General features: G+C 49.0%; 19 protein-coding genes. 11 read left to right on the top strand and 8 right to left on the bottom strand.

Features of this window, described 5'->3' with window-relative positions; all coding sequences use genetic code 11:
* Positions 1-108: 108 nt before the first annotated feature.
* From DFR27_RS02760 to DFR27_RS02735, 6 genes are all read left to right on the top strand, one after another.
* Positions 109-1137, top strand: coding sequence for a cytochrome-c peroxidase (locus tag DFR27_RS02760; protein WP_170150759.1), 1029 nt, complete (start codon positions 109-111; stop codon positions 1135-1137).
* On the top strand, positions 1134-3596 hold the full coding sequence (locus DFR27_RS02755; RefSeq protein WP_121875922.1) for an ATP-binding protein: 2463 nt from the start codon (positions 1134-1136) through the stop codon (positions 3594-3596). The genes DFR27_RS02760 and DFR27_RS02755 overlap by 4 nt, the downstream gene beginning before the upstream one ends.
* A gap of 267 nt (positions 3597-3863) precedes the next feature.
* Positions 3864-4400 (top strand): heme NO-binding domain-containing protein, encoded by a 537-nt coding sequence (locus DFR27_RS02750; RefSeq protein WP_121875921.1) that lies wholly within the window; start codon positions 3864-3866, stop codon positions 4398-4400.
* A gap of 4 nt (positions 4401-4404) precedes the next feature.
* Positions 4405-5754 (top strand): response regulator, encoded by a 1350-nt coding sequence (locus tag DFR27_RS02745; protein WP_121875920.1) that lies wholly within the window; start codon positions 4405-4407, stop codon positions 5752-5754.
* A gap of 55 nt (positions 5755-5809) precedes the next feature.
* A complete protein-coding gene (locus DFR27_RS02740; RefSeq protein ID WP_121875919.1) occupies positions 5810-6154 on the top strand; it encodes a hypothetical protein in 345 nt (114 codons plus the stop codon).
* 73 nt (positions 6155-6227) lie between these two features.
* The gene (locus DFR27_RS02735) at positions 6228-7349 is read left to right on the top strand and encodes a DUF481 domain-containing protein (protein ID WP_121875918.1); all 1122 of its coding nucleotides are present in this window, start codon (positions 6228-6230) and stop codon (positions 7347-7349) included.
* A 175-nt stretch (positions 7350-7524) separates the two neighbouring features.
* Here DFR27_RS02735 and DFR27_RS02730 read toward each other — a convergent pair whose 3' ends face one another.
* Positions 7525-10404, bottom strand: a complete 2880-nt coding sequence (locus DFR27_RS02730; RefSeq protein ID WP_121875917.1) for a M14 family zinc carboxypeptidase — start codon at positions 10402-10404, stop codon at positions 7525-7527.
* A 295-nt stretch (positions 10405-10699) separates the two neighbouring features.
* Complete coding sequence (locus tag DFR27_RS02725) at positions 10700-13051, bottom strand: arylsulfatase (RefSeq protein WP_121875916.1); 2352 nt, start codon at positions 13049-13051, stop codon at positions 10700-10702.
* 151 nt (positions 13052-13202) lie between these two features.
* On the opposite strand from DFR27_RS02725, the gene DFR27_RS02720 reads away from it, so the two are divergent.
* Positions 13203-15359: a multiheme c-type cytochrome gene (locus DFR27_RS02720; RefSeq protein WP_121875915.1), complete on the top strand. Its 2157-nt coding sequence runs from the start codon at positions 13203-13205 to the stop codon at positions 15357-15359.
* A gap of 257 nt (positions 15360-15616) precedes the next feature.
* On the top strand, positions 15617-16636 hold the full coding sequence (arsB, locus tag DFR27_RS02715; protein WP_121875914.1) for an ACR3 family arsenite efflux transporter: 1020 nt from the start codon (positions 15617-15619) through the stop codon (positions 16634-16636).
* A gap of 277 nt (positions 16637-16913) precedes the next feature.
* On the opposite strand, the gene DFR27_RS02710 is transcribed toward arsB, so the two are convergent.
* The 3 genes from DFR27_RS02710 to hppD all read right to left on the bottom strand — a co-directional run bounded on the left by DFR27_RS02710 (position 16914) and on the right by hppD (position 19496).
* Positions 16914-17576: a cupin domain-containing protein gene (locus DFR27_RS02710; protein ID WP_121875913.1), complete on the bottom strand. Its 663-nt coding sequence runs from the start codon at positions 17574-17576 to the stop codon at positions 16914-16916.
* 307 nt (positions 17577-17883) lie between these two features.
* Positions 17884-18405 carry a VOC family protein gene (locus DFR27_RS02705; protein WP_121875912.1) on the bottom strand — a complete coding sequence of 174 codons (522 nt, stop codon included), beginning with the start codon at positions 18403-18405 and terminating at the stop codon, positions 17884-17886.
* A 14-nt stretch (positions 18406-18419) separates the two neighbouring features.
* The gene (gene hppD / locus DFR27_RS02700) at positions 18420-19496 is read right to left on the bottom strand and encodes a 4-hydroxyphenylpyruvate dioxygenase (protein WP_121875911.1); all 1077 of its coding nucleotides are present in this window, start codon (positions 19494-19496) and stop codon (positions 18420-18422) included.
* A 214-nt stretch (positions 19497-19710) separates the two neighbouring features.
* On the opposite strand from hppD, the gene DFR27_RS02695 reads away from it, so the two are divergent.
* Both DFR27_RS02695 and DFR27_RS02690 read left to right on the top strand, forming a co-directional pair.
* Positions 19711-20697 (top strand): fumarylacetoacetate hydrolase family protein, encoded by a 987-nt coding sequence (locus tag DFR27_RS02695; RefSeq protein WP_121875910.1) that lies wholly within the window; start codon positions 19711-19713, stop codon positions 20695-20697.
* Between the two features lie 235 nt (positions 20698-20932).
* Complete coding sequence (locus DFR27_RS02690; RefSeq protein ID WP_121875909.1) at positions 20933-21454, top strand: outer membrane beta-barrel protein; 522 nt, start codon at positions 20933-20935, stop codon at positions 21452-21454.
* A gap of 198 nt (positions 21455-21652) precedes the next feature.
* Here the strand turns inward: DFR27_RS02690 and DFR27_RS02685 are convergent, their stop codons facing one another.
* Positions 21653-22321 (bottom strand): porin family protein, encoded by a 669-nt coding sequence (locus tag DFR27_RS02685; RefSeq protein WP_121875908.1) that lies wholly within the window; start codon positions 22319-22321, stop codon positions 21653-21655.
* A 343-nt stretch (positions 22322-22664) separates the two neighbouring features.
* On the opposite strand from DFR27_RS02685, the gene DFR27_RS02680 reads away from it, so the two are divergent.
* Positions 22665-24623, top strand: a complete 1959-nt coding sequence (locus DFR27_RS02680) for an alkyl/aryl-sulfatase (protein ID WP_211327539.1) — start codon at positions 22665-22667, stop codon at positions 24621-24623.
* Between the two features lie 181 nt (positions 24624-24804).
* Here the strand turns inward: DFR27_RS02680 and DFR27_RS02675 are convergent, their stop codons facing one another.
* Together DFR27_RS02675 and DFR27_RS02670 are read right to left on the bottom strand one after the other, a co-directional pair.
* Positions 24805-25431, bottom strand: a complete 627-nt coding sequence (locus DFR27_RS02675) for a 2OG-Fe(II) oxygenase (protein WP_121875906.1) — start codon at positions 25429-25431, stop codon at positions 24805-24807.
* Positions 25432-25464: 33 nt separating this feature from the next.
* Positions 25465-25986 (bottom strand): DUF1993 family protein, encoded by a 522-nt coding sequence (locus DFR27_RS02670; protein ID WP_121875905.1) that lies wholly within the window; start codon positions 25984-25986, stop codon positions 25465-25467.
* Positions 25987-26110: the final 124 nt, after the last annotated feature.

The following is a 26110-nucleotide window of genomic DNA, read 5'->3' as shown; positions in this document are numbered from 1 at the left end:
AATATCATGCATTGAACTTGCGCTAGCGCTAGCTTGACTATACTCAGGCTATTCCAATTAAAAATGAGCTAGTTGCTAATGCCTCGCAGAATATCGAAGAGTTATTTGATGGTCGCTATGATATTGTCGATCTCGGCGTGCGATAACAGTGCGTCCTCTCATGCTCCGGCAGATCAAGAGGTCGTATCAACACCCGAACTAAAAGGTGGCAGTATTTCTCCGTTGCCCACTGCACACTTCCAGGACGAAGACTTAGCTGCACTCGGCCAGCAACTATTTCATGACACCGCATTAAGCTCTTCCGGCACTATCTCCTGCGCTAGTTGTCATGATATTGATCGTGGTGGAGTTGATCGACTTCCTAGATCTCCGGGAGTCACTGGTGAGCTATCGCAGGTTAATTCACCAACCGTTTTAAATTCTGGTTTTAATTTTCGACAGTTCTGGGATGGCCGAGCTGAGTCTCTTGAAGAGCAGGCCCACGGGCCGTTAACCAACCCAATTGAAATGAACAATACTTGGGACAACATTCTGGCCTATCTTGAAAAAGACGGCGACTACGTTCAACAATTCGACAACCTCTTCCCGGACCAAATTACCCCAGGTAACGTGGTTGCTGCCCTCGCCGCGTTTCAGCGCACCTTGATAACCGCTAACAGCCCCTTTGATCTGTATTTACGTGGTGACGACACAGCACTCAATGACGAGCAACTCGCCGGCTATGAGCTCTTTCAGGACTTGGGTTGTGTCAGCTGTCATCAAGGCATAAATATTGGCGGAAATATGTATCAACGAATTGGTGTGATGGGAGATTATTTTGCCGATCGCGGCAACATAACTGAAGCAGACTTTGGCCTCTACAATGTCACCGGAATAGAGACTGATCGCTTTAAGTTTAAAGTACCGTCACTAAGAAATATTGCAGACACCGCACCCTACTTCCATGATGGTTCCGCAACTACCGTAGAAGACGCCATTCAAACCATGGCACAGTATCAACTCGGAGTACCTTTAAGCAGCGGTGAAGTCCATCTTTTGGCCGCATTCTTAACCTCGCTCAGCGCACCCCCGCTAGAAGTTCGGACCGCCTCAACAGGTACTGATACCAGCGCCAAGGATGACGGAGGTCAACAGTGAAAACTCAGCGTAGCCAAGGAACTTTTCTCGCCGCCATGGTATTGGTGGTTTCGCTAGGCGCTCTGCTTTGGCAACTCTCTAACATTCGAGAGATAGACGGCATCAACCGTCAGCTGAACGCATTTCAAGCGAATTATGCGGAACTTAGAGTGACGGTTTTGAATTTATACTTCGGCAGACAAAACAACTACGACACCCTCAATCAGGTTCAACGAGAAATGAATCAGCAACTCGTTGAGTTGATGGTAGCTCTCGAGCAGCGTGGCGGCGAAACAGAGCATCGGTTAGCCAATGAGCTTGCATCCTCCTTTCAAGACACCTCAACCAAAGTTGAGAATTTCAAAGGCCTCGATGCCATTTCTCGTAACGCTAAGCGCTTCCTCTCCTATCGCGTAGATCTCATCAATGAGACCTGGGAAGCACCCCCTGTACTAGTAAGCAATTTAAACGAAAGCCTTTTGCGCTACCTAGGTGATAAGTCTTCAACCAACTCAGAACAGGTTAGTACCGCAATTTTTGCCGCCAAAGCACAGGCCAGCGAACACAGTCTAGCCGAGCTAAACCTACTAGAGAGGCAGTTCAACTATGTCTTAGAAGCTGATACACAGGCTGATTTAACATTGACCGAGATTGATAACAACCTCAGTTCTGGCAGCGTCTCGGCTCTCGCAAGCCATCTTGAGCAGGCGAAGAGCGCTAACTATCAGCTGCTAGTCGTCCCCTTCGCCCTTGGTATCCTAAGTCTTCTCGTTATACTTTCTCAAGTCGTCAAACTCACGCGCAGTCTTCAAGCAAATAACGAGTCCTTAGCTGACCTCAATCACTCCTTAGAGGCCAGAATTTCTGATGCGACCGCCGTTATCCGCCAACAGATGGAAGTACTTGAGATTGACCGCAAACGAGCCAATGAAGCGAATGAGGCAAAGAGCTCGTTCCTCGCCAACATGACGCATGAACTGCGGACCCCTCTCAACGGCATTTCCGGAATGGCCCAAGTTCTGCAGAATTCTGATCTCAGCGATGATCAGTCAAAGTACGTGGGTACGATTCTGAATACCTCAAGCACGCTAGGAACCATCATCAATGACATTTTAGATTTCTCTAAAGTGGAAGCCGGAAAGATTGAGATTGAGAATGTTGAGTTTGAGTTACTCGAATTGGTGGAGTCTACCATTGATGAACTCACCCACGCCGCCAATAGGAATCAATGCCAGCTAGTTGTAGAGCTGGACCCAGAACTGCCGAGATCATTAACCTCAGATCCAACACGTATCGCGCAGGTTTTACGCAACCTTCTCTCCAACGCTATTAAATTTTGCTCCCATGGCGTGGTAACTGTCAGTGTCAAGCAAGTGACTGAAGATAACGGCGATCGCCGAGTAAGAGTTGTGGTTCAGGATACCGGCATTGGTATTGCCGCCGACAAAATTGACACTATCTTTGAGGCCTTCTCTCAGGAGGATGAATCTACCACACGCAGATTTGGCGGAACGGGATTAGGCCTCGCGGTCAGCAAGCGACTAATTGAACTAATGGGCGGTGAGATATCCGTCTCCAGCAAAGTGGGTTTCGGCAGCAAATTCCGTTTCTTTATTCCCCTTCAGTATGGGGCTTCTGAAGAAACGATTCGCGCCAAGCGAGGCCCCCTCACGCATATTAAGCCCGTTATTTACGACACCAACGAAGTGCGCGGCAGAGCGCTCTTGGATCACCTCAGGAGCTGGCACCTCGTCTGCACCTCCTTCAGCAAAGAGAGCGCCTTCGTGGAGTACCTTCAGAAGCTCTCGGTTGGTGAAACCGATTACACCTGCGTGATTGCCGAAACAGAGCATCTTCCGACTGAGACCTTAGAACAATTATCACTGCTCAATAAACATCTGCCTGTGGTAGAGCTAACGCCGCTCTTTCATCAAGATATCCCAGCCGATGAACTCCGCTTTAGTGGTTACATCTCAAGTCCCATAAAGCCCTCTGCACTAATGGATTCATTGGCTAGTATTCATGGTGGTACGCTCCGAACAGAGCGTGAGGAGAGCCCTCAAGTTTCCTTTGATTTCAGTGGCAGATCTGTGCTCCTGGTGGATGACAACGACGTGAACAGAATGGTGGCAGAGCTTCTACTTGATGAAGTTAATGTCTCATTAGATATGGCCGAAGATGGCGTGGAAGCCCTAGCCATGGTGCAGGAGAAGGATTACGAAGTGGTCTTTATGGATTGCCAAATGCCCAACATGGACGGCTACGAAGCTACTCGACGCATAAGAGCCCTAGCAGGTGAAAAGTCTAAAACACCCGTAATCGCCATGACTGCTAATGCGATGAAAGGCGACAAAGAAAAATGCTTCCAAGCCGGAATGTGTGACTATATTTCCAAGCCCGTGGATGCTCAGGAGCTCTATAAACTACTGAATAAGTGGCTCAATGAAGCCCCATCACAGAACCAAGCCAGCTCTCTGTAGCCGAAGATGTGCCGCTACCAATTAGAATTAGGCATGATTAGTAGAAGAATCTGGACGCTTCAGTGTCGCAAAAGCTAAAACAATAGCATATTGGCTTAGTGGCTTAGTGGCTTAGTTGACCAAGCTAATATTGAGGTTGCATAGATGGTGTTGTTGCAACTATAACGAAAGTTAGGGACTAAAAATTATTACTTAAGTTTAACGATTCTTTGAGCCAGTTTGATTCGCTAAAACTATCCATAATTAATTTTCGTCAGGAGATGAGACATGAAAGGCGTTGTATTTACAGAGTTCTTTGAGTTGGTCGAGACGGCGTTCGGTGAAGATGTTTTGGACGATATGATCGACAACGCTGATCTCGATTCGGACGGTGTTTACACGGCCGTTGGCAAGTATGATCATAATGATATGGTGAAGCTTGTGGTAGCACTCTCAGCTGAAACGGACATTCCCGTTCCCGACCTCATAGAAACTTACGGAAAACATTTGTTCGGTCGATTCGTGGTGATGTACCCAGGCTTCTTCGAAGGGGTTAGTTCTACCTACGCCTTCCTAGCGAGGATTGATGACCATATTCACGTAGAGGTGAAAAAGCTCTATCCCGACGCCGAACTACCCGTCTTCGACGCAAAGATTGAGGGCCCAAAAATGACCATGATTTACGACTCAAAGCGCCCCTTTGGTTACTTAGCAAAAGGTTTACTAAATGGTTGTATTGAACACTTCGGCGAGTCCATCGAGATTACTCGTGCGGACATCTCCGAAGACATGACCGCAGCCACCTTTGAGCTAGAGGCTCACTAACTCCATGCCTGCAGACTCTTCAGACCTAGAGGCTAAGTATAAGCGGCGCGTTCAGCGTGAGCGTGCGGCGCGGAAAGAGGCGGAAAAGCTACTTGAGGAGAAGGCGCTCGCACTCTATAACACCCTTCAAGAAGTCGAAAAGATCAATGAAGATCTTGATGAAAAGGTTCAACAGAAGACATTGGAGGCCGTGAATGCGATGGAGGCCGCTGAGCGGGCAAGCAAAGCCAAAAGTGAATTCCTCGCCACCATGAGTCACGAGATTCGCACACCGCTCAATGCAATCATTGGCTTCATTCAATTACTTGAGCGGGCTGATTTGGGGAAGCGAGAGCAAAACTTCCTCAACAACATGAGCACGGCCTCGCAGGGGCTACTCGCGCTAATCAATGACCTGCTCGACATCTCCAAGATTGAGGCCGGTAAGTTAACCCTGGAAAGTATTGCTTTTCCCCTGAATAAAACGCTTGAAGAGATCATCCACCTCTACGCGGCAAAAGCCGACGAACTGGGAAACAAGCTCCATTTCGAATCCGTATTTAGTAATGACCTAGTGGTGATAGGTGATCCCTATCGGCTCAGCCAAGTCATCAAAAACTTCATTTCTAACTCGGTCAAATTCACCAAAGCTGGACATGTTACGCTAGGTTTGGATGGCAAAACGCTTGACGATAATACTATTTCATTGAATATCGTGGTGACAGATACCGGTATTGGGATCACTGAGGCACAGCAGAAGACGCTGTTCGAAAAATTCTCCCAAGCCGACTCAAGCACCACTCGAGAGTATGGCGGCACCGGTCTGGGCCTGGCAATTTGTGCTCAGCTCGCCACGCTTATGGACGCCAACATCGATGTAAGCTCTGAGCAAGGCATTGGCTCTACGTTCACCATCAGCCTTACACTCCCAATTGATCAAGCTGAATACCAAACTGACGAGACCCAAGCGAACAATGCCGACCTTTCTGGCTTACACATTCTATTGGCCGAAGATAATCCGGTTAATCAACTACTCGCTGTGAGCTTACTTGAGGACAACAACGCAACCGTGGAAGTAGCAGACGATGGCCTTGAGGCTATCGCGATGTGTACCGATAACGAATCCTTCGACGTTATTCTAATGGATGTTCAGATGCCAAATATGGACGGACTTACTGCTAGTCGAGCGCTTAGAGATCAGGGAATCACGTTGCCTATTATTGCCCTGACCGCCAATGCGACACCTGAGGATAGAAAGCATTGTCTTGAAGCAGGCATGAGCGAATTTATGACTAAACCCTTTAATGTTTCTGAGCTGCTGAGTGTGATTACCAAGGCAACTCGAGGGAATTCACGGACGAATTTAGCAGATTAAGCGTTGCCGAAGCGATACACTCAAGTAACGAACTCTCAACCAACGAGCCTAAACCATGTACAGAGTATGCTTACTTATCACATTGCTATGCCTTGTAGCCAGTCAAGTCCAGAGTGACACCCTTACAGCCAATCAAGTCCAGAGTGACTCCATTGCAGCCAATCAAGTCCAGAGTGAGTCCATTGCCGAGGTAAATATCCCCTGCGATAAACTCCCGTCTACAGAGATCAACTTTAATCACGACACGGGCCGTTTTACCATCACGGTAGGTAGACAAACGCTCAGCGCTACAAGTATTCGCTTCAGAAAACTCGAGGAAAGCACTAACGCGTGTGCGGTAGAACTTGCCAACTTCACCTTTATTAGCGAAGAACCTTTGGCGTCGCTTGAAGATGAGTAATGTGCTGGGTAAGCTTCATTAAGTGTTTGCACCCTTTCGAAATAAAAAAGCTAATCACTAATTAGTAGGGCTTATGAACAATTACTCTCAACAACACCTTTCTTCGTTTCGTGCTCTTTTTCGCGCTGCCTTGGTCGCCATTACTACCCTGCTCGCGGCACAAAGTTGGGCTCAGGCGCCGGCGCCAGTGTTTGATGATGATTGGGATTGGATCAAGTTAACTTCCGACGAATGGCTAAAGGGTGATTTCATCGCCATGTATAAGGAGGTTCTAGAGTTTGATAGTGATAACTTAGGCGTTGTCGAGATTGATTGGGAAGATGTTGCCGAACTGCATACTAAGGGCTATCAGAGTGTTCGTATTGACGATAACCGTATCATCACTGGGCTCATTACGTTTAAGGATGGTGAGCTGACTATTACTGCCGCAGGTCTTACTACCACTATTGCGAATGATAAGCTCGTTTCGCTGGCTCCCGCTCAGGGAGATAGACGCGGCTACTGGGACGCAAAAATCACCTTAGGTTTGGACACTCAAAGCGGTAATACCATTCAATATAGCCGGACGGTTACGGCCACTGTCAAACGACGAACAGCCTCATCCAGGGTTCAATTGGACTACAACCTCAACTACAGCGAATCCACTGACCGAGACTCTGGCGACGAGACCGTCATTGCGGATAGCGTTCGCTTTAAAGCCATTGCTGATTACTATTTAGACCAACGTTGGTTCGTTCGCTTTGCTGACTACGAGTACTTTGATGACCGCTTCCAGAATATCGCCAAGCGCTCAACCTTTGGGGTCAAAGCGGGTTATACCGCCATCGATACTTCCACTGTAGACTTAGAATTTTCTGCAGGCCCCGGCTACCAGGCTACCGAGTACGTGACGGTACAACCGGGCGAAAACAAAGAAAACGAGTCCAAAGTCTTTTCCATGGAAACCGCCTGGGAGTGGGAGTTTATTAAGGACTTTACTTATATCCTCAAGTACAGCTACACCAACGTTAACGCCTCACTTGGCGAGTCACTTCAACACTTAGAGACGGGCTTCGAAATAGAGCCAATTGATGACTTTACGGTCAACTTCACCTATTACGTTGACCGTACTGGAGAGCCCATTCCCCTAGAAGACGGCTCGCTTCCTGAGCAGGACGATACCCGCTTTGTGGTTAGTATTGGCTATGAACTCTAGCGCCAGCTCGTCACTCTGAGTTCTGAATTCTGAGTTCTGAATTCTGAGTTCTGAATTCTGAGTTCTGAATTCTGAGCTCTGAGCTCTGAGCTCTGCGTTCTGAAAGAGACGAAAGAGAAGAAAGCCTAAGTACCCAAGCGTAAGTTGACTGGGCTACTCAGGCTTTCAGTGAGGACTACAACTGAATCCGCGGCTCCGTACCCATTCCAGGACCCAGCACAATGGCATTAAGTAAGAGGCGCTGTGTACCTAGCGCGGCGCCACGGAAGTTAGCCTCATTAGCAAACATGATAACTTGACCACTACCCACTTGCTCACGCACCAAATAAGCGGTGTTAACGATGCGCTGAGCCGCTTCCGGCCAGAGTAAGCCGCTCATACGGACACTCACCTCTGAGTCTTCTGGAACCGCTGTCCAACCTACGTTCTGCCACGCACCAGTGAGTGCCTCAGAGAGACTCCCTTGCGGCGCACGATAATGCCCCGCACGAATCACTGCCTCAGCAGAGCCACTAGGCATCAGCAGCGTAGCACTGCTATAAAGCAACGGCATTTCGGTGATTGCTCCGAAGCTCAACCAATGGTCGGCATCAACGCGCCCGGTAATGAATGAACCACGGGGCATAAAACGGGCATTCCAGCGATCTCGCTCAACAATCTGCGCCACCGGGGGATAGCTCACATCACGCACCCAAGGTGCAACAACATCCATAGATAGTGTGTGAGATTTAGTATCACTTAGGTCGAATTGATGATGCTCGGCCATTAACTCTTCGTAGACCTTCCGGTCGTAGGGTTCTACGGATTCCAGAGAGTCATTCAAGAGCGCAGTTTGGGTAAAATCTGCGCTGGCAAACTGACGGGATGCCCCACCTAAGCTAATTAGCGTTCCACCTTGTTCTACCCAGCGCTGGAGCTCGGCAAGCGAACCCTCGGACAAGCCTGATCCCCAAGACGGCGGTACAATAATCACGTTATAACGGCGTAAATCCATATAACTCAGTTGCTGATTGTGGATTTGAGAGTGCCTAATCCCCAACATACTGTCTATTGCGAACCAAGTAGATCCTGTGACATAGGGACTCATTGGCATATGAGAAAGTAGGGCTATCTGCGGCTGTTCCAGCAGTGGAAAATGTCGCCCTCCCCACTCGGGTAGATCACCCTGACCGAAGCCCGTATTGATACGTTTAAGCGTTAGGCCAAGTTCATTCGCTACATCCACCAGCTGCGGCACCGCCAAGTTGGGGTTATCAGCAAGGGTGACCATCACGGAGCCCGGATTGAAACTGTCATTGCCGTAGGTTGAGGAAATATTGCTAGCCCTTACCTCTACGCCCTGCTCCATAAGGCGAGCTGCGTAGGCAAGAGACAGGTCGTCAGCACCATCCACCACAAAAGCAATGCCTTCGCTAACCTCGTTGCGTTCCGCGGGTTGGATTTCATAGCGGGCGAGGCCAGAATTAATGTGTTCGCTAACAACTACCGACTCTAGACCATACATCATGGTTAAGTTCCACGCTGTGGTGTCATACATTAACGAAGACTCACCTTGCAGCAGCGCATTACGCTCACCTCGAAGTACTTCATCATTAATGTGCGCATCGAACTCCATGATCGCCGCAATTAAGCGTGCTTCCGGTTGACGGTTGGGAATCACCAAGCTACCGGCAGGAATAGTATAACGTCTTTGCACACGGCCACTCTGGCTTTTGGTTTCGCCAACGGAAAGCTCCCGTTCGGCGCGAAAAACCTGAATATCCTGCGCATTCAGCTTTTCAACCAACTGATTTAATCGCGAGGTATTATCGGTGGGCAAAATCACATAGGAGCGATTTGCGTACTCGCCTCTAGAGGCCGTAGCAACGCGTCTCAGCTCAACAAAATCACGATAGATAGCTTTACTATGAGTAGCAAGTGACGCCAAGTTCGCGAAGGTACTGACATATTGATGGTGAACCGATTCAGCATAGGTTTGCACCGTACCCTCGGGCCTACGAACACCGTCTTCTGCCATCCGTGACTGTTCGTAAAGAATATGAATCGAACCTCGGTATTCGGCATAATTCGAGTAGCCGGTATAGAGGTTTTCAAACCATTCACCGGTGTAGTAGCGCCAACCATGGCGATCAAACGCTGCGGCTTGTTCCTCGGCAAACTGATCAGACCAGGTGCGAACGCTAGCCGGGACGTGATTATTAATAGGCTCCCTAGGTGGCCCCATTAAAAAGGTATCTTGAGCACCCATTTCATGGCCATCAATCATCAGCTGCGGATACCAATCATTGATCAGAGCTACGCGACCACGAGACTCTGGCTGAGTAAGGTAAAAGAAGTCTCGGTTAAGATCGAAGAGGTAATGATTCATTCGTCCGAAGGGCCAGTCGCCACTGTGAAGGAGTGACTGATCATCAACATTAGGGGCCGTTCCTCGGAACTGTTCCAGGGTTTTAGAGAAGCGAGCACGGCCGTCTGGATTCATCATTGGATCAATCATAACGATCATATTTGCCAAGAGCTGCTGGGTTGCTTCACTCTGATCCGCAATTAAGTGGTAACTTGCCGCTACCGCTGCGTCCGCACCTGAGGTTTCGTTACCATGGATAGAGTAAGCCATCCAGGCTGTAGCGGGCATTTGCTCAATTAGGGTGTCTACTTCGGTTCCCGAGAGCTCGTCAGGGTGCGCCAACTGCTGCGCCATCTGCTTAAACTCGTCTAACTTAGCGAGGTTCTCTGGCGAGGAAATATAGGCCACATAGAGCGGTCTGCCCTCGTGACTCGTTGCGTACTGAACCAGTTTCATGCGTTCCGACTCAGTATCCCAACGATTAAATAGGGTACTAATTTGTGCCGGCGATGCCATACGATGGTAACCAACGGGGTAGCCCAATACGTCTTTGGGAGCGGTGATATTTAGGTGATAGTCACCGTCTAATATGGCGGTGGCATATTCCAAGTCTGGGTCTGACTGAGGTGGCATAAGGTTATCAGAGCCCCATGCCGCAGAAGTTACTAGGCAGAGTGATAGTACCAGTGATGCCCGTGAAATGATCATAATGATTCTCCCTGAATTGGAATTGCTAAATCCGTTTGTTAGCACGTCGCCGCGGCACCAAGATTTCTGTGACGCCTAGAATAATGAATGCAATCTCTCTACTGTATGATTTTCATACTGCCATTACAATAAACTCTGAGCTGAGTACCAATAATCTGTAAATAACGAGAGCAGAAAGTCTAAAGAAGATCGGAGCATAGAATGTATAGAAGCTCGGGGTAAAAGTTCTTTAGAAAACCGGGGCAAAAAAAAGGTGAGCTGTTTAGCTCACCTTAAGCGTTGTACTGAGCAACTATCAGTCCGTTAGATTGATATGAACACGATCAAGACGACCGGTATATTCAAACGGGTCAGTATAGAGTTTTGAAACTTGGGTACCGTTATCAATACCAATATCAAAGGTCTCAGCTAGGGAGTAGGTTGAAATATGCATTTGCGGCATTTCAACGGTATCCACTAGTTCGCCGTTAATGTACAGCTTACCGATACCCGCAAACTCACCCGTCTTCTGGAAATCAAACAATACATTCACTTCGCCATCTCCAATAACAGGAGACTCCAAGATATAGTGAACGCCGTCTAGGAAGTTATAGTCGTAGTAGACTTTGTCATCCTGAATGAACATTGAATAACCACCGGTCATGCCGCCTACCGCGACGATCACACCTTCATCACCCGACGCATAGTCAATGGATGTTTCGATAGTGTGCGAGCGATTCTTCACCGGTGCAGAGGTTTTCTCAGCGATACGAACCGCACCCGGCCAGTAGTAGGTGAACTCAGTTTGATCACCAAATAGACGATCAGACTGTTTCGCCAAGCGCTGAATCATATCGTCATACAGTGGGTAGACGTTGTACTTCCAGGCTTCTTCCTCAAAGATGGCAATCATTTCCGCCAACTTCTCTGGATACTCATCAGCAAGGTTATTCGCTTCCGAGAAATCCTCTTCAATGTTGTAGAGTTCCCAAACGTCATCTTCGAACGGAGACACCGAGTTGGTAATCCAAGGCATGCGCTGCCCATGTAACGATACAGCCTTCCAGCCTTCAGCATAAATACCGCGGTTACCGAACATTTCATAGTACTGACGTGTTCTCTGCGACGGTGCTTCAGGGTTATTGAACGCGTAGCGCATAGAGGTTCCATCCATAGGCTGCTGCTCAATACCGTGGTACTCAGCAGGCACTTCAGCGCTGGCGACATCCATAATGGTTGGCGCGATATCAATGATGTGGTGGTATTGAGAACGCACCGCTCCCTTATCTTCAATCCCATTCGGCCAGTGAACCACTAGGAAATCAGACTGTCCGCCACGGTGAACCGATTGCTTAAAGTATTGAAACGGAGTGTTACCGGCCAACGCCCAACCAGCGTGATAGTGCGGATAGGTATTCGCTTTACCCCAATCGTCAAGGTGACGAAGGTTCGCTTCCAGTTCGGTTTGCAAACCATTCAACACGTAGGTTTCATTGAAAGTACCCTGAAGACCACCCTCACCGCTAGCGCCGTTATCGGCGGTCACAAAGATCAAGGTATTGTCCAATTCACCAATGCGTTCAAGCTCATCGACGATTCGGCCAATCTGTTCATCCACCAATTCTAACTGTGCTGCGAAGACTTCCATTTGACGCGTATACAAACGCTTTTCTTCATCGGGAAGTGAGTCCCACGCAGGAATCGCTTCAGCGCGCTGAGTAAGCTCAGTGCCCGCTGGAATGACACCCATCTCTAGCTGTCGCTGGTGAATTCGCTCACGAACAACATCCCAGCCTTCGTCAAACACACCCACATACTTATCCAGATAATCATCCGGTGCATGGTGAGGTGAATGCATAGAACCAGACGCCCACAACATCATGAAGGGGTCTTCAGCCTTTAACGACTTATGCCCCGTCACCCACTCAATAGCGCGGTCAGCGAGATCTATATCTAGGTGACGACTGGTACGATTTGGTTCAGGTGAGTGATCATTCCACATTACCGGAACGAATTGGTGAACATCTGCAGCCATGAAGGTATAAGCATGGTGGAAACCTTCACCGCTTGGCCAGCGATCAAAAGGGCCTACCTGGGAGACTTCATAAAGTGGCGTGTGATCCCACTTACCAATTGCATAGTTTACGTAGCCTTCTTCGCCTAAGTAGTTAGCCACTGACTTAGCTGACTCTGGCATCACCGCGTTATAACCTGGGAAGCCCATGGCGGTTAGCGCGTGACTACCCAAACCAATTGAGTGCGTATTTCGACCAGCCATTAATGCGGCGCGTGATGGAGAACATAACGCACCGGTATGGAAATTATTAAATCGCAGACCATTGGCCGCTAAGCGGTCAATATTTGGGGTATTTACGAGGCCGCCGAAACTACCAATCTGCGCGAATCCTACGTCATCGAGTACGATCAACAGTACGTTGGGCGCATCATCCGCCGGTCTAGGCTCTTCAGGCCACCATTCTTGAGAATCTTCGTAGCGTTCAGCAATAACCCCACCGAATCCTTCGACTTCCTTCACCATGACGCCATCAGCATTAACGCTGACTCCAGAATGAGCTGCGCTGTCATTAGGCGCCGGCTTATTATCATCTTGGGGAGAACATCCGGTGAAGGCAACTAAGCACCCAAGTGCCAATAGTGTCTTCTTCATTTTTACTACTCCTTGTTGGTCTGCTTCGTAAATTCGGGCGTCTCTCGCATGAAGCTTGATTAAGCACCTGAATCCCCGCACACTGATAATAGTCCTAAAATGCTAAGATTTTCCAACTTTTCGACGTCTTTTTTATCGTTTTTGGTAGTTTATGAATCAGTTAATGCAACGGTCACAGCAATTTGTGAATACAGTCTTAGTGGTGCTTGCGCTCCTAGCAAGCAGCGTTTCGGCTGACGATTACGCAGGAGCCGAAAGCTGTAAAAGCTGTCACAGCAATGAATATGCGGATTGGCAGGCTTCTGATCATTATAGAGCGATGGCTATGCCGTCGGAGCTGACAGTGCTGGGCCAGTTCGATGGTTCAACACTAAGCCACGATGATACTCAAACCCAGTTTTTGACTGAAGATGGTAGTTACTGGCTGCAGACCACTGATCAAAACGGCAACGCTATTCGCTACGAAGTTGTCTATACCTTCGGTCACTATCCACTGCAGCAGTATGTGGTCAAAGTCAGTGAAAGCCGGTATCAGGTCACAACACTTGCATGGGATAGTCGGCTCCCTGAGGAAGGCGGACAACAATGGTTTAACAGCCACCCTGAGGCCAACGAAGTTATTGAGCACTCAGACCCGCTGCATTGGACGGGCACCTACTTTAACTGGAATACCCAATGTGTTGGCTGCCATGCCACCAATGTTGAGAAAAACTACGATGTCCGTCGTAACGAATTCGCTACCACATTTAGCGAAATCAATGTGAGTTGCGAAAGCTGCCATAGCCCCAGCGCAAATCACGTAAGGTCTGCTCTCTCGGGCGAGAAGCCGCTGGTACGCCCGGCCAACATGGCCTCTGAAGTTCAGTGGCAATTCGCATCTGATCACCATACTGCCATGCCGATGAATAGCATGCCGGAATCATCCGAGCTTAATGTCTGTGCGGATTGTCACTCCCGTCACGTAGATTTAGGTGCAGACAATCAACTGCCGCGTTTCGAAGATCGTGCCGCAATTCGCCTTGCTACCCAACCGCTCTATCACGCCGATGGGCAGTTGCTGGAAGAGACGTTTGTTATGGGCTCGTTTCTACAATCAAAAATGCATGCCGCCGGTGTCACCTGCTCCAACTGCCATAATCCTCACTCAGGAAAATTAGTTGCTGCGGTAAACGCCACCTGCGCTCAGTGCCATAGTCCAGCTAAGTTTGAGCAAACGGAACACACACTTCACTCCATTCTGACGGATTCGGCTCCCCAGTGTGTGGACTGCCATATGCCTGCCACCACCTACATGGGAGTCGATGATCGTCGAGATCATAGCTTTCGCATTCCGCGTCCTGATCTCACCGTCTCTCATGAACTTCCCAATGCCTGCCAGAGCTGCCACGAAGATACGCCTGCCCGCGACTTGAGCCAGTTCCTAGCCAGCCAACTTCCTCAACAGGTAGTAGGTGATCAGACGGTTGACCGGATTCTTGCTCGCTTTGAGGGTACTTTAAGTGCACAGGATTTCGTTGCGCTCACTACCGATGAACGGGTCCCAGCAATGCAACGCGCGATGCTACTTAGCTCGGCCCCCAACACCAATAGCGAACGGGCACTGTATGTTCAACTGTTAACTGGGGAGCATCCTGGCGTAGTGAAACTTGGCGCAATTGAGGGCCTAAGCCAGCTGCCAATCAATATTCGCTATGCCGGACTCATGAGCTGCCTTGATGACGAATATGCCAGTGTGCGCTTTGCCTGCGCAAGCGGTTTAGTGGGGGCGCTCAATTTCGGCATACCGTCACAGGACCGAGAACGCATCACTCACGGGCTAAATGCCGTATTAGCGGCCTACCGCAGTGACTATGATAGTCCGTCTTCAGCCACGTTGGTGGGCACCTTAGAGTTAGATCGAGGCAACGTCCCGGCCGCAAAGCTTGCCTTTCAACAGGCTCTAAGAGTGAGCCCTGGTCACTCGGCAGCACTTCTGAATCTATCGAGCATTGCGCGGCAAGAGGCTAACGTTACTGATGCATTGCGTTATGCAACCGAGGCACTTAGCTATTGGCCAAATGACCCAGCAGCTTGGTATAGCTTGGGTATGGCTGAAGTGTTAAACGAAGGCTATCTAGCCGCTGAAACGCCCCTTAGGAAGGCGAGTTCAATTGCCCCAACGAACCTCGATTTTAGCTTGGCTTACATCTTAATCCTTCAGCGCAATGGAAAGATTGTGGCAGCGCAAACCGAGCTGGCTCGAATTATGGCGCTCTACCCCAACTCGGGCGAACTTCAGCAACTGAGCATTGAACTCTCTAGCTCTTAGCTCTCAACGAGCAACGCTCAACGTGCAACGTGCAACGTGCAACGTGCAAATAGTTCCAACCTACACAGCGTAATTGGTGGACTATCTAACGGGCTTGGAGGTTTAGAGGTTTAGAGGTTTAGAGGTTTAGAGGTTTAGAGGTTTAGAGGTTTAGAGGTTTAGCACCTCGAGAGAAATCGTCATCAATTTGTCACCTTCTCGTGCTAAGCTAAGCCGCTTAAATTCATAGATTTTTTTATTGTTCCTGGAGTTTTTGCGTGGGTGTTTTTGAACGTTATTTGTCTGTTTGGGTTGGCTTGGCAATTGTTGCTGGCGTGCTACTGGGCAGCTGGTTTCCTCCAGTTTTCGCACACATAGCCGCCCTGGAGTGGGCTCACGTCAACTTAGTCGTCGCGGTCCTAATTTGGATCATGATTTACCCAATGATGGTACAAATTGATTTCTCATCCATCAAAGATGTTGGCCGAAAACCAAAGGGTTTGGCGCTGACATTAGTTATAAACTGGCTGATCAAACCATTCAGCATGGCTGCCTTGGGCTGGCTATTCTTCAAGGTGTTTTTCGCCGGCTGGGTTAACCCAGAAACCGCCAACGAGTATATCGCCGGAATGATCCTACTTGGTGTGGCGCCCTGTACAGCTATGGTCTTTGTCTGGAGTCAGCTGACCAAAGGTGATCCGAATTACACGCTCATTCAAGTCTCGGTGAACGACGTTATCATGGTTTTCGCCTTCGCCCCACTCACCGCGCTACTACTGGGGGTTAGTGATATTACGGTGCCTTGGGAAACACTATTGATTTCCGTGATCCTCTACGTACTACTGCCGCTATTGGCGGGGATCGCCACGCGAAAGCTATTAGACAAAGGAAATGATCATGCCAAACTTGATCGTCTTCTCACGCAACTTAAACCTTGGTCAATGATTGGTCTGCTAGCAACAGTAGTATTACTATTTGGCTTCCAAGCCACCACCATTCTGGCGCAGCCCTTCAACATCGTACTGATTGCCATTCCGCTAATGATCCAAACCTATGGTATCTTCGCCATTGCATACTTTGCCGCCAAGTCTTTGAAACTGCCGCATAACATTGCCGCCCCAGCTTGCATGATCGGCACCTCAAACTTTTTTGAGCTAGCGGTGGCAGTAGCTATATCACTATTTGGCCTTCATTCAGGTGCTGCACTGGCAACCGTTGTGGGTGTTTTGGTTGAGGTCCCGGTGATGCTGTCGTTAGTATATTTCGCCAACAAGACACGCCACTGGTTTACCGGGTAATTGGTTTACCGGGTAATTGGTTTACCGAGTAATTGGTTTACCGAGTAATTGATTTACCGAGTGATTGATTTACCGAGTGATTGATTTACCGAGTGATTGATTTACCGAGTGATTGATTTACCGAGTGATTGATTTACCGAGTGATTGATTTAACGAGCAATTACCTACCACTTAGCGCAGTTTTATCTGGCAGCCTGAGAACTATGGTTTATAAGCGCCTAGCATAGAGTTTGGCGCTTATAAACGGTGTTTAGGCTATATTAGCGCAGTAACGGCGCTACTCAGGAAGATGACCAACTTTGACGTAGATGAGTGCACCATCCTCCTTTGTAAAGGGGTTGTGAGCACTCAAGTGAGGGCTTCGCAACCAACTTCCAGCGGGATAGCTACCATGCTCATCGTGGAATGTACCTTCAAGCACAAATATTTCTTCGCCCCCCCAGTGCCTGTGAGGCTGAAACTGGGTGTTCGGAGCCCATTTAACCAGCGCGACACTCTCCCCTTCAAATTGATGGAGTGACAGGACACTCAGGCCGGGAACCAGTCCCGGGCTGAATTCTTTCTGCTGAGTAGCAACGCTGAATTGTGCTTGATCATCCGCTGCAAATTGCTGCAACTTAACAAAGATAGTAGCCCCTTCGGCACCAATGCGAGGGGTGTGAGCGGTACCAATAGGATTGCGGACGTAAGTTCCCGCTGGATACTCGCCGTGTTCATCAGCAAATACCCCAGCCAGCACAATGAACTCTTCCCCACCCGAATGAACGTGTGAAGAGAATTCCGAATTTGGTGCGTAGCGGACTATAGATGTTGCTCGCGCTGATTCCTCACCGATACGATCGAGCATCATCCGCTCCACCCCCGGCATTGGTGATGGAACCCACTGGTAATCCGCTGGAGTAACTACCTCTCGGCGCCTGAAATCACTTCTTAATTGCATGGTAAACCTCGAATTATTCGCAACACATCCTAGCATTCAAGGAATTTGAGAGAACTGCTGATAACCGAAGCGGCGTTTAAGAAAATCCTCAGGCGTGTACGAAAGCCCTGGCATCGAGCCATGTTGGTGAGCTGGGCACAGATTAGCCAATCGCAGCAGCAATGAGCAGGCCGCATACAAACTGATAGCGAGCGGAAATAAGAAAAGGTAGTGGGCAGGAGAAAGACTAAGCTGTGACGGAGAACTGTGGTTCTAGAAAGGAGATAGGGAGCGGCCATCAACCGAAGTGGCCGCTTCCTAGAGCCGGCTATTCGTGAAGCCAAGCCGCATGTTTTGGTGCTTTTTTAGTCTCAGCCCATTCTTCAATCATCGGCTGAGCAACGTCCTTTAGGCGTTTCATCATTTCTGGCGTGCCAGTATTCACAGCAACCTCAAGACGATGCCCGTTAGGATCAAAGAAGTAGATGGACTGAAAGATAGTGTGATTGACTGGTCCAATCACATTCAAACCTTCAGCCACTGCCTTCTCCTTGGCAGCCAACAATGCGTCCATTGACTCAACCTCAAAGGCGATGTGCTGAACCCACTCTGGTGTATTACTATCTCGGCCCATACGCGGTGAATTTGGAATTTCGAAAAAGGCTAAAACATTACCCATTCCCGCATCCAAAAAAACGTGCATATAGGGATCTGGCTCCTTCGTTGAAGGCACCTCGTCCTCGGCAATAGCCAGCTGGAAGTCCATTCCCATTACACGCTGGTAGAACTCAACGGTTTCCTTGGCATCATTACAGCGATACGCCACGTGGTGGATTCGTTTAATATTCATCGTCACTCCTTGCCCTAGTCGGCAGAGATTACGCCACGGTTAAGCTGATCGCGCTCAATGGATTCGAACAGCGCCTTAAAGTTACCCTCGCCAAAGCCATCATCTTTCTTGCGCTGAATGAATTCGAAGAACACTGGGCCAATAAGTGTTTCAGAGAAAATTTGTAGTAACAGACGCGGGTCACCATCTTCCGTTGAACCATCCATTAAAATTCCCCGAGACTGAAGTTCTTCAACCGGCTCGCCATGTCCCGGCAAGCGAGTTTCTAACATCTCGTAGTAGGTATTCGGAGGGGCCGTCATGAATGGCACACCGCGCGCCTTAAGGCGATCCCACGTATCGATAATATCGTCACAGTCAAAGGCGATATGCTGAATACCTTCACCGTTATAGGCCATCAAGAACTCTTCAATTTGACCCGTGGTCTTCGACGCTTCTTCGTTCAGCGGAATGCGGATCAAACCGTCCGGTGCTGACATCGCTTTGGAGAATAGGCCGGTGTATTCGCCCTTAATATCGAAGTAGCGAATTTCACGGAAATTGAACAGACGCTCATAGAAGTCCGCCCAGTAAGCCATCCGACCGCGATAAACATTGTGCGTTAAGTGGTCAATGATCTTTAAACCGCAGCCCTCAGGGTTGCGATCTACGCCATCAAGGTAAACGAAATCAATATCATAAATGCTATTTTGATCACCATAGCGATCAATCAGATACAGCGGCGCGCCGCCAATACCCTTAATAGCAGGCAAACGAAGCTCCATTGGGCCTGTTGGAATATCAACTGGTTGAGCACCCATTTCGAGGGCTCGCGCATAGGCTTTCTGCGCATCCTTAACGCGGAATGCCATACCGCAGGCCGACGGTCCATGCTCTTCGGCAAAATAGGCTGCGAAGCTATTTGGCTCGTTGTTGATAATGAAATTGATGCCACCTTGGCGATAGAGCACTACGTCCTTTGAGCGGTGCTTAGCTACCAGTGTGAAGCCCATCAGTTCGAAAACAGGTTCGAGCACACCTGGCTCTGGCGAGGCGAATTCAACAAATTCAAAGCCGTCTAGGCCCATTGGATTTTCAAATAGATCTGGCATTTCTTATCTCCACTTATACGCCATCTTTGCATTCGGCTTGGTTACATATGAAACCAACATTAGTTTCTTGTGTAACTAATGTCAATACTCCGCAGTCAGTATCGCCGTGCGCCTTTAGCCGCCCCAAGTCGGCGTAACTAAAACAGGTGGAGCTATTCGTCAAGCTATGGTATTTTAGTTTCACCTGTAACTATAAACCAAGTGGGAGATGTCCATGAAACTCGCTTCACTCAAGCACGGCCGCGATGGCAGCCTAGTAGTTGTATCGAAAGACTTAAGCCGAGCTACCTCAGCTAGCGCCGTGGCGCCAACGCTTCAGGCCGCCTTGGATGACTGGGCTAACTGTGAGCCGAAGCTCGAAGCGCTTTACGAGGAATTGAACGCGGGTTCTAGCGAGAGCTTCGCCTTCGACCCAGCGGCCTGTGACGCCCCGCTTCCTCGCGCCTACCACTGGGCTGATGCGAGTGCTTACGTCACCCACGTAGAGCTTGTTAGAAAGGCGCGCGGTGCGGAATTACCTGAGTCATTCTGGGTAGACCCACTGATGTACATGGGCGCATCCGATGCCTTTATTGGTCCACATGATGACGTGTTGGTTGAGAGCGAAGACTGGGGTATTGACCTAGAAGCTGAGGTCGCCGTTTTCACGGATGATGTACCAGCCGGCACACCCGCGCATCTTGCGGGGAAGCATATTAAATTGGTCGCTCTGGTTAACGACGTATCGCTACGCAATCTAATCCCAGCAGAGCTGGGGAAGCAGTTTGGTTTCTATCAGTCAAAACCTTGGACTGCGTTTACGCCCGTAGCCGTGACGCCCGACGAACTGGGCGACGCATGGGTTGATAACAAGCTGCATTTGCCATTGATCGCCAAGGTAAATAACGTCCAGCTAGGTGCGCCAAACGCCGGTGTGGACATGACATTCGACTTCGCCCAACTTATTGCTCATGCTGCCAAGTCTCGTTCGTTGATGACCGGCACCGTTATTGGCTCAGGAACCGTTTCCAACAAAGGTAGCTTACTGGGTTCGTGTTGTTTAGCTGAGGTACGCTGCCTTGAGACAATTGCCAGTGGCAAGCCAAGCACGCCGTTCTTGAGTTTCGGCGACTCAGTTCAGATTGATATGCTTGATGAGGAAGGTAAGAGCATCTTCGGTCAGATTGATCAGAAAATTGTTAAGCACACTCCGCCCGAGTAAAATTGAGCGCGCTTAAGCCCTACAATTCCTAATGGATGTGGGGCTGGGCTTGCTCGCTCAAATTCCCTTTTTCACTTTTTTCTTTTTCCCTTCTTCTCTTTTTCTCCTTCACCTACTGGCAGGCGCGGCAAATTGGTTCACTCAGCCTAGGGCACTAAAGTTGTGAGGCAAAGCTTAGCTTATCCGCTATGTTTATTAGCTAGTATCAGTAATTAACAATTCGGGGATATCTACTATGATATGGCGCACTCTACTTTTAGCGATTGGCTTAGCGCTTCCACTTGCGGCCTCAGCCGAGAATCAATTTCGTATTGGCGGTGAGTTCACGCTAGCACGCGAGGCTGACAACGTATTTGGCGACTCTACTGCTGTCCAAGCTCAGTTCGTTGGTGAATATGTCTTCAACCAAACCATCGGCATCAATATCGAACTTGGTGAATACGTAAACAGCTCAGACGATTTTGACCTCGATGTCAGGGCTAGGTTAGTGCAGAGCTTCGCCACTTTATATTTGCCTGTAAACGATGATCTCCGATTTTATGGCGGTGCGGGCTACTACTGGATGAATGACATCGATCTCTGTGACGCCGACAACTGTATTGATCTCGACGACTTTAGCAGTTCTGACTATGCGCTTCAGGGTGGCATTGAATTCAGTGATTTTGACGGCTGGGCTTTTGCGGTGGAATACGAAGGGCTTCGAGGAAAAGACGATTTTGAGAATTCGATTGGCTTTCGCTTTGGTTACGCGTTTTAGCGGCCAAACTTCGATCTGAACGCTGACTCAACTCAATAGCTTAGTGACCTGTTGAAGCGTTCAGCACTCGCGCTCGTCAGCATTAAGATAATACATAAAAGAGGAAAAGCGTTCTTGGGGGAAAGAACAGATGGATGGAGATAATCAGAGTATTCGGGCAGTTTCAACCAAGGCTAAAGCTGCCCTATCTAAGCCTTCTTAGAATCGGTAACCAAGCACTACCGAATAGCTTTCTGTCTTCGTGTCAAAATCTGCGTACTGGTACTCGGCCGCAATCTCGAACGAATGATTAATGAAGAATCGCATACCTAAACCATAGACCGGATCGGTACCCGAGTTTTCCTGAACAATCTCTCGGTCAAGGCTAGGGAAACTCAATACTTTTTCCGAATTCCAACTCATCGCGCCAACTCGAGCATCAATAAACCATACTTTATTAAGCGGGAGTGTGAAACGTGCTGAAGCGCCGTAAGCATCTCCTGAACCAGGAATACCGTTTGCTAAAATAGCAGGGAGCGCATCGGGGTCAATCACCTGACCAACTAATAGCGTCCGCGTACTGGAATAGTCCTGATAGAGCGCTTCAAGTGCCAGATAATCATTAAACTCATAGCCACCACGAAGGAAAAAAGTGGTGCTTGAAGTATCGAAGGACACATCGGTTACATTAACGCCGGCGTCACCAATCAGCTTTAATAGTCGGCCTTCATCGGTGTCAACGTTTAGACCACCCAAACCAAAGTTGACATACATATTGTCAGCGGCCGATGCCGTTGAACAGATGGCTGTGGTGGCCAATACACAAGCGGCTTTGATGCTAAGGCTACGCAATTTAGTCACGGATTTATTCAAACGAGTTAGTGCCACGGTTTATCCTCCAAGATAGATCAGCGTGTGCTAGCACGCCATATTACCCCCACTATAACTTGATCACCGTGTTAGCTCCATGAAAAATTGGTTCATTGAGGGCACCCTGGCTCCGAATGATGAAAAGTACTATAGAGAGCTATTGCTTTCCCAGACACACTAAAATTCAACATTTTCAACAGCCTAGAAAATGTCGTCTAAAATCTAGAGAGACTTAACTTAACTGCGCTGAGAAGCAACGGGGAGGAAGAGTCTATTAATAGGAAGCTTTTTGCCGAACTGGCTAAATGGCCAGCTTTCGGCGGATGATGACTTAACCATTTAGGACTTTACACAGATGCGAATGAAAATAATATTTATTTGGCTGGCGGGATGTTCCATGGTCGTCGCCGGCACTGCTGCCGCTTCAAACGAATCAAAACCTGCAACGGAATATACCCAATTTGCTAACCAGCAAGTCTTGGAGTCACTCCCCTTCAATGACAAACAGGACTTTGAAGATGCCAGTCGAGGTTTTCTCGCAAGACCGGACACCTTGACCATTCGCAATGAGGACGGCGTGGTGGTTTGGGACCTAGAGCAGTACAAACAATTTATTTCCCTAGATACGGCGGCTCCTGATACCGTCAACCCCAGCCTCTGGCGAAACACCCAATTAGGTATGGAGCACGGCCTTTATGAAGTGCGTGAAGATATTTATCAAGTTCGCGGCTTTGACCTCACCAACATTACCTTTATTGCCGGCGACACGGGCTGGATTGTCTTTGACCCGTTAATTTCCGAGGAGACTGCTGCCGCAGCGCTCGCCTTTATTAATGCCGAGCTGGGCGAAAGGCCCGTGAAGGCCATCATTTACAGCCACAGTCACATTGATCATTACGGCGGTGCGCGCGGACTTCTGCTGAACCAATCAGCTGAGGACGTTGTTGTCCTTGCTCCTGAGCATTTTACTGAGCATGCCGTGTCCGAAAATGTCATCGCCGGTAACGCTATGGCGCGCCGAGCTATCTACATGTACGGTGCACTTCTACCTCGAAACGCTCAAGGCGGTTTAAATGGTGGCCTTGGCATGACCGTCTCTACCGGTGCAGCCGGCTTACTACTGCCAACTCAAGATATTATCGAGACGGGTGAGTCACATACCATTGACGGCGTGGAGATGATTTTTCAGATGACGCCAGGCTCCGAGGCACCAGCTGAAATGAATACCTACTTCCCCGAGTGGAAGGCGCTCTGGATGGCGGAGAATACCACCAATACCATGCACAACATTCTAACGCTTCGTGGGGCGCTAGTTCGTGATCCGCTCATTTGGGCTACCTTCCTAAATGAAACTATCGCCATGTGGGGTGATGCGGTAGAAGTGAAATTCCAGAGTCACCACTGGCCTGTCTGGGGCAATGATCGCATCATCCCCTACTTCGAGAAGCAGCGTGACATCTATAAGTTCATTCACGATCAGTCAGTTCGACTAATGAATCTAGGCTATACGGGTGAAGAAATTTCCGAGATGCTCCGCCTGCCGCCAGAACTTGAAAATAACTGGGCAACACGCGGTTATTACGGCACGCTTCGCCACAATTCAAGAGCGGTATATCAACGTTATATGGGTTGGTATACAGGTAATCCATCTGACTTGAATAATCTGCCGCCAAAGTATGCCGCAGAGCGATATGTTGAGTTCATGGGTGGTGAGTCCGAAACCCTCAGAAAGGCACAGACTTCGTTCGATCAAGGTGATTACCGCTGGGTGGCTGAGGTAGGCAAGCATCTCGTCTTCAACAACCCTGCTAACACCAATGCCAAACACCTACTCGCCGATGCCTATGAGCAATTGGGCTATCAAGCTGAATCAGGCCCATGGCGTTCAGTATATCTTCAGGGGGCCTATGAGCTTCGCAACGGTGTACCTACATCTGGCGGCACGACTACTGCGTCCCCGGACACCATTCGCGCCATGACGCCAGAGATGGTCTTTGACTATCTAGCCGTCCGTTTGAATTGGGAAAAGGCCGCGGGTAAAGCCTTCAAGATTCAAATTGAGCTCACTGATCTTGATGAGAGCTATCAGCTTGAAGTTAAGAACGCCGTGCTTAATCATTCACAGAACCTCAGCGATGATGCGGATGTTAGTTTGAAGATGACCACCGAGGTAATGAACCGAATTCAACTTGGTGAAGTCACGCTTCAAGAAGCAATCGATAACGGCGACCTATCCGTCACCGGTGATCAAGACGTGCTAATCAATTTCTTCTCGATGCTTGATAACTTCGAAATGTGGTTCAATATAGTTACCCCATAAGGGCTATTCATACTTGGAAACGCGGAGTGGCTAACTTGAGCCTCCGCGTTTTTTTTCGTCTCCTAAGTGATGAGCAAGCCGAGGGACACTTGATAAAGCAATTAGCTCACTGCAGAACCGCAGACTCTCTGCATAACCGTAAACTAACAGTAGACCCAAGTACTCGCTACCCAGCTGCCTACTAACTGGGAGGGTCAATAGATCGCCCTGAAGAAGTATTCACCCTAAACCATCCTGCAATAGAGTATCTATCAACCTTTGCTGGTAGGACTTCATGGGGAAACTCATCGCTTAGAAATACCACTACAGTACCCGCTTCCGGTAGTACCGCAACCCCACGTTGATCCGCTTCATCTTGGTAGAGAACAAGCTCACCGCCATCGCTGGACTGCCAGCCTGAGTTCAGATACGTAACCAACGACAAAACGCGGTTAGTCCGTCCCTTAAAAGCATCTAGGTGACGACCGTAAAATCGACCGGGAGCATAGTGTGCAAAATGACATTCAAAGGAGAATAGACCCAGGAATAGGCATTGATTTAACGCGGCTTGCAGCTCACTGCACCAAGCTAGCCATGCCTTACCTGGCTCCGAACCATCATCTATCCAGTCAATTTCATCCGAACGAATTGAGCGATCTTGCTGGTGTTGATCAGCTCTTCCTATTCCCGCTTGACGATATTTCCGATCAGTCTCGGCTCGCGCAGCCTGCGTCAACGTCGTACAGAGTTCTGCTGGCAACGCATTCGGCAGGATACAGTAACCCACTCGGGCAATTTCGCTGGCGATCTGCTGAGGGATATCGATCATGGGTATTAGGTCCTTTGCTTTAGTACGCTGGCGCTAAATTAAGCCAACCCTCATCTGTCCTAGAAAATCGCGTTTACCCAGCGGCACGCCGTCAGCACGAAGCAGGTTGTAAACGGTAGCAGCATGAAAATAGAGATTTGGTAACGTAAAGGACATCACGAAATTCTCCATGGTAAACGGCAACTCTACTCCCGTCATTCGAAAGTACATTGGCTTTCCACTGAGGGCATTAATCTCTGCCGCGGTGATGGCAGCTAATTCCTCACGATCGGCAACAAGATGTCCTATAGCACCGTTCAAATCTGTCTCCTCCACATCCTTGGGAGGATTAAACTCACCGCGAAGCAGGCCGCGAGCAGCGTTGAGGCTGTGGTGACGGACCGAGTGTAGTTGTCGTCGCAATTCCCACATATCTTCTGCTACGCGCAGTTGTAACGCTTCATCACCGCTCAGACCCTGTTGTTCATAAAAGGCCTGAGCCTTCTTCATGGTAGCAATGGTGCCATCTAAAACTCTTAGGTAGCTAGCCACGCTTAGCTCATACAGTGCCGTCATATCTGTTTCCTATCTTTAGTTTTGGAGGGTAAAGCTTTCAGTTTAAGATATCGTTAACGAATTGTCTCGAAAACTCCAGTTCTCTCAGCCAGCGGGGTATGGGATAATCTTGCCATCACACCTA

It is taken from the genome of Umboniibacter marinipuniceus (assembly GCF_003688415.1).
GTDB lineage: Bacteria > Pseudomonadota > Gammaproteobacteria > Pseudomonadales > DSM-25080 > Umboniibacter > Umboniibacter marinipuniceus.
This window is presented reverse-complemented; position numbering and strand designations above follow the sequence as displayed.